Source organism: Lutibacter sp. (assembly GCF_040883305.1).
GTDB lineage: Bacteria > Bacteroidota > Bacteroidia > Flavobacteriales > Flavobacteriaceae > Lutibacter.
Map to the genome: position 1 here is coordinate 1 of NZ_JBFLKT010000320.1, position 3,943 is coordinate 3,943.

Sequence of the window (3,943 nt, forward strand, 5' to 3'; positions counted from 1 at the left end):
GAGGTTCAACCATAATTACTTCTGTTTTACAAAACATTTTAAATGTTACTGATTTTAACATGGGAATGCAAGAAGCCGTAAATTCAGCACGATTTCATCATCAATGGTTGCCAGATGTTATTAGAATGGAACCAAAAGGTTTTGATAGTATTTCGAAAAATGAGTTGCAAAATTTAGGCTACGAATTATTTGAACGAGAATCGCTAGTTATTGGCAAAGTAGATGCAATTTTAGTACTTCCAAATGGAAAATTAGAAGGCGGTGCAGATCGAAGAGGTGATGATAAAGCTGTTGGGTTTTAACTATTTGTTTTTCAATTTTAACAGCACAATTATTGGCAAAATACCATGTGGCAATCTGTAAATTGTTTCGAATAAATTTTGGTGCAATAATTCCCAAAAAAAATCAAAGGAAAATCCAGCAACTAACCTTGCAAACGAAGTTAAGAATCCCCAAATAGCCAAATATATTAATGCATATTTGGCAACTTTAGGTACAAAAATTAACATTGCACCTATAAAATCTAAAACCCCAACAATTAATAAAAAATTACGGGCTCCTTGTTCTGTCAAACCTAAAATATCTATTACCATTCCTAGAAAAAGCCCCGGAATAGGATAAAACCCAACAGCATACAATCCGTGTGCTATAAAAACAGCAGCAATTAATAATTTCAAGATTAAAATTAAATGTTTCTGAATAAATCCTTTATGATAGAAAACAAAAATAAAAGGAATGCTAAACTGAATACTATATTCAAAAAACTGGCTGAATTGATAAAACTTCTCGCTCATTAATAAATAAGCTAAAATTAGCAATCCTATTCCTCCCAAAAAAATAATAGACTTCGCTATTGTTTCAATTTTTGAGTAAAGAATTACTCCAATGGCACTTAATAAATAAAGGATTCCAAAAGCAAAAACGCTCGAATCTATAAATACATCTAACTGTGGAGAGTTTGCATACGTTTGCCAATCAATTCCAATTACAGTTTCAACAAAAGGTTTTAATAAATTTTCATTCCAAAAAAAAGTTCTAAAAGGAGCGTCCCAAAAAATAAATTGCCACGCTCTTCCTAAAAACACCAATACTACTGAAATTTTCAGTAGTTTAAAACTCTTGCTTAATCTTAGCTCATTTTCCATAAATTACTACAAAACTATTAAAATATCAAGTATATAATTTATAAATGAGGAAAATATTTTATACTATTAATAAATAATAATACTTTTGAGCGTTACTGATTATTAGTAATACATATTAAATTAACTTTTAGATTCATGAAAAAAATAATTTTCCTTTTATTTTTAAGCACTTTTATATTAAATGCTGCAAATGATAAATACCGCTTAATTATAAGAAATAACCCAGCTACAACTATTACAATTGGATGGAATCAAATTTCTGGAGACAATCCTATTGTTTATTTTGGTGAAACAGATTTTGGAGTAAATTACACCAATTACAAAAACCGCCAACCTGTTGATAGAGCTATATATTTTAAAGGGATGCATAATAATTTTGTTCGTTTAAAAAACCTAAAACCTAATAAAGCTTACTATTTTGTTATTAAAGATAGCGAAGGAACTAGTGAACGGTTTTGGTTTAAAACTGCTCCAAAAAACAAAGAGTCCATTTCTTTTATTGCTGGTGGAGATTCCAGAAACAACCAAATTCCAAGACAAAATGCAAATAAATTAGTTTCTAAACTAAAACCAACTGCAGTATTATTTGGAGGTGATATGACTTCTGGTGATACCGATAGTGAATGGCAAACCTGGTTTAACGATTGGCAGCTAACAATTGCCTCAGACAACAGAATGTTTCCTATTGTTGCTGCCAGAGGAAACCATGAACGCGATAATAGAAGTATTTATAATTTATTTGATACCCCTTCAGAAAGTGTATATTACAGCATTCCATTTGGAAAACAATTTTTAAGGGTTTATACGTTAAATTCTGAAATTGCAATTCCAGGAAGTCAAACTAATTGGCTTAAAAACGAATTAAAAGCGAATAAAAAAGATCTTTGGAAGATTGCACAATACCACAAACCAATGCGACCACATGTTTCAAGAAAAAAAGAAGGTAATTACCACTACCAACATTGGTCAAATATATTTTTCCAAAACAATGTTCAGCTCGTTGTTGAATGTGATTCTCATTCTGTTAAATCTACCTGGCCTATTAAACCTTCAACTGGTGCTGGAAGTGATGAAGGTTTTATAAGAGATCCAAAAGGAACAATTTATGTTGGTGAAGGGTGCTGGGGCGCACCACTTAGAAAAAATGATGACACTAAAGAATGGACAAGAGACTCTGGGTCTTTTAATCAATTTAAATGGATTTTTGTCTCAAAAGATGCCATAACAGCAAGAACAATTAAAACTGATAACGTTAATGAGGTTACTGAATTAACGAATGAAAATCAGTTTGAAATCCCTGTAAATCTAAACATTTGGTCTCCACCAAATGGAGCCGTTATTAAAATTAAAAAATAAGAATTTGACATCAAATACAATTACAAACGGAATATTAAAAGCAATTGCCATAATAATTGGTGTTTGTTTGCTGCTGTATTTTTTATACGAAGTACAATCTATTTTGGTATATATAGCAATCTCAGTTGTTATTGCATTAATCGGAAGCCCAATAATTTCCTTTTTAAGAAGAAGATTAAAATTTCCAAATACTTTAGCCGTAATTTTCACAATGTTCATATTTATTGGAATTCTTTCTGGATTAATTTCTATGTTTATTCCTTTAATTATTGAACAAGGACAAAATTTATCATTATTAAATATAGATCAACTTCAAACAAATATTCAAAATTTATTAATTCAATTAAACGATTATTTCTTAGCGAAGGGAATAAATGTTTTAGATGAAATAAAACACGCCGATTTATTTAAAAACATAACTGCAATTCCTAATCTATTAAATTCTGTAATTAGCACACTTGGGAGTTTAAGCATCGGATTGTTTTCAGTGCTTTTTATTACGTTCTTTTTAATGAAAGATACAGAAATTATGGAAAACTCTATCTATATTTTAGTGAATGATAAAAACGAAAATAAACTTAAAAGCTCTTTATCAGTCATCAATCATTTATTATCAAGATATTTTATAGGACTCGTTTTTCAAATTACCATTTTGTTTGTAATTTACACAATAACACTGCTTATTTTTGGTATAGAAAACGCCATAGTTATTGCATTTTTATGTGCACTTTTAAATTTGATTCCTTACATTGGACCTTTGGTTGGAGGTGTTTTAATGCTATTTTTATCTATGAGTAGTAACTTAGGACAAGATTTTCAATCGGTTATTTTGCCAACCACAATTTATGTAATGATTGGCTATGTAATTGCACAATTAATAGACAACTTTTTAAGTCAGCCTTTAATTTTTTCAAATAGTGTAAAATCACATCCGCTTGAAATATTTTTAGTAATTATGATTGCTGGAATTTTATTTGGTGTTACTGGAATGATTGTGGCAATACCAACATATACAGCAATTAAAGTAGTTTTAAAAGCTTTTTTAGCCGATAACAAAATTGTAAAATCACTTACTAAAGATTTATAAATGAATATTTTTATTGCACTTCTTCGTGGCATTAATGTATCTGGAAAAAACAAAATAAAAATGGTTGAACTAAAACAACTTTTTTCAAATATTGGTTTTAGTGAAATAACAACTTATATTCAAAGTGGCAATGTGATATTTTCTTCTGAAGAATTAAACACTTCAAAACTTGAAAATAAATTAGTGACTGAGATTAGAAACAAATTTGGGCATTCTATAAAAGTGTTAGTTTTAAAAAAGAAAGAATTGGAAACTGCGTTTAAATCGAACCCATTTATTAACAAAACAGATTTTGATTTCAAAAAAACTTGTGCCACATTTTTAGATAAAATTCCAACGGAAGAAGGAATTGAAA

5 protein-coding genes are annotated in these 3,943 nt (G+C 29.2%); 4 read left to right on the forward strand and 1 reads right to left on the reverse strand.

All coding sequences use genetic code 11. From position 1 onward, the window contains the following. Positions 1 to 302: gamma-glutamyltransferase (locus AB1Z17_RS10175; RefSeq protein WP_368051694.1), on the forward strand; the 302-nt coding region annotated here is incomplete at its 5' end. Here the strand turns inward: AB1Z17_RS10175 and AB1Z17_RS10180 are convergent. Beyond that, positions 303 to 1,145, reverse strand: coding sequence for a hypothetical protein (locus tag AB1Z17_RS10180; RefSeq protein ID WP_368051695.1), 843 nt, complete (start codon positions 1,143 to 1,145; stop codon positions 303 to 305). Between the two features lie 135 nt (positions 1,146 to 1,280). Between AB1Z17_RS10180 and AB1Z17_RS10185 the strand changes: the two genes are divergently transcribed. The 3 genes from AB1Z17_RS10185 to AB1Z17_RS10195 form a co-directional block, all read left to right on the forward strand. Continuing rightward, on the forward strand, positions 1,281 to 2,501 hold the full coding sequence (locus tag AB1Z17_RS10185; protein WP_368051696.1) for a purple acid phosphatase family protein: 1,221 nt from the start codon (positions 1,281 to 1,283) through the stop codon (positions 2,499 to 2,501). A gap of 4 nt (positions 2,502 to 2,505) precedes the next feature. Next, a complete protein-coding gene (locus AB1Z17_RS10190) occupies positions 2,506 to 3,588 on the forward strand; it encodes an AI-2E family transporter (protein WP_368051697.1) in 1,083 nt (360 codons plus the stop codon). Beyond that, positions 3,589 to 3,943: DUF1697 domain-containing protein (locus tag AB1Z17_RS10195; protein WP_368051698.1), on the forward strand; the 355-nt coding region annotated here is incomplete at its 3' end.